Source organism: Streptomyces sp. NPDC044571 (assembly GCF_040647115.1).
Classification (GTDB): domain Bacteria; phylum Actinomycetota; class Actinomycetes; order Streptomycetales; family Streptomycetaceae; genus Streptomyces.
Map to the genome: position 1 here is coordinate 1 of NZ_JBEZBN010000132.1, position 1379 is coordinate 1379.

3 protein-coding genes and 1 pseudogene are annotated in these 1379 nt (G+C 72.6%); 1 reads left to right on the forward strand and 3 read right to left on the reverse strand.

All coding sequences use genetic code 11. The features are described from left to right. From AB0B01_RS30760 to AB0B01_RS30770, 3 genes are all read right to left on the reverse strand, one after another. On the reverse strand, positions 1-156 hold a 156-nt coding region (locus AB0B01_RS30760), incomplete at its 3' end, for a metallophosphoesterase (protein WP_361726263.1). Beyond that, positions 153-407, reverse strand: coding sequence for a hypothetical protein (locus AB0B01_RS30765; protein WP_356851213.1), 255 nt, complete (start codon positions 405-407; stop codon positions 153-155). The genes AB0B01_RS30760 and AB0B01_RS30765, both read right to left, overlap by 4 nt. After that, the gene (locus tag AB0B01_RS30770; RefSeq protein ID WP_361726260.1) at positions 404-1036 is read right to left on the reverse strand and encodes a nucleotidyltransferase family protein; all 633 of its coding nucleotides are present in this window, start codon (positions 1034-1036) and stop codon (positions 404-406) included. Before AB0B01_RS30770 ends, AB0B01_RS30765 begins: the two co-directional genes overlap by 4 nt. A gap of 114 nt (positions 1037-1150) precedes the next feature. On the opposite strand from AB0B01_RS30770, the pseudogene AB0B01_RS30775 reads away from it, so the two are divergent. Then, positions 1151-1379, forward strand: a pseudogene (locus AB0B01_RS30775) (cytochrome P450); the annotation flags it as partial.

Genomic DNA, 1379 nt, shown 5'->3' on the forward strand with positions numbered 1-1379 from the left:
CACCACGCGGGCCTCCTGGGCCGTGCCGTGCCGGGTCAGGTCGCCGGCCAGCAGAAGCAGGTCCGCGCACTCACCGAGGGTGGCGAAGGCGGGTCGCAGCCGGCCCTCGCTGCCCGGGCCCAGGTGGATGTCGCCGACGGCCGCGACCCTGATCATGACAACTCCTCGGCCCGGCCGGGCGGATCGGCCCGGTTGACGGTCAGGTCCTCGTGCCACGCCAGCCCGGCGAGCTCCTCCCGGGCGATCCGCAGGATCTCCGCCCGGGTGTCGGCGCTGCTCACGCATCCCGAGATCAGCGTGTGCGTGCCCCTGGCCTCGATCCGCAGCCCGAGTTCGGCGACGTCCTCGCGGGCGAGGCGCTCCAGGAGATGGGCGATGCGGTACTCGATGATGTCGTCCGCCGTCATGGCGTCGCCTCCGGGCGATCGATGACCCCGAGCCGCTCCAGAAGGTAGAAGAACGCGTCCGCCAGCGGGGCCGAGCGGTGGACCCGGCCCAGCCGGTCCCAGTCGATCTGCTCGCGCAGCATCCGGGCCATCGGCAGCAGGTCCCCGAAGTCGCAGTAGTGCTCGCACAGCGCGGCGAGACGGCTGTCCATGAGGTCGGTGGGCGAGAGGACGGGCATCCACACCGCGTCCACCGGCCGCAGTACGGCCCGCTCCAGCAGCTCCGTGCTGACGGGCCGCCGGGCGAGCTCGAAGATCAGGTCGATCTCCTCGCCGCCGGAGCGCCCCTTGACCAGCCAGTCCTCCGGTGCCCGGCGCATCGCGATGCCGCCGTCCTCCAGCGCCTTGACGGCCGTGTCCGCGTCCTCGGGCCGGACACAGAAGTCCGTGTCGTGCTGGAAGCCGGCGGGCAGCCCGTGGGCGAAGGCGGCGACGCTGCCGGCCAGTGCGAACGGCTGCCCGGACGCCTTCAGGAGGGCGGCCACCCGCTTGGTCGTCTCCAGGATCGCCTGCGTGTGGTCGTGGGGCAGCCGACGCGTGTCATCGACCGGGAGGTCCCGCTCCGTCGGAAGTGCTGCCTTCTGCGTCATGCGGCACGCCTTACCACTGAGACGTCCCCGAAACCTGGCGGCCGCCAAGACGCCCCGAATGCCGACGCGCGTGCGGATCTTCCCGGCGGGTAGGCGCCCGGCATGTCCTACCCCATGATCGACAGCACTCTTTCCCTGCTGGCCCACGGCTACGCCTGGCTGCCCGACCTGCGGCGGGGCAACGACACCCGACGGCCGGTCCGCACCCGTCTGATGGGGCGGCGCGCGGTCGTCCTGCACGGCCGGGAGGCCGTGGAGTTCTTCTACGACGAGCACCACGTGCTGCGTCAGGGCGCCCTGCCGGGGCCCGTGCTGGACACGCTCTTCGGCCGCGGCGCCGTTC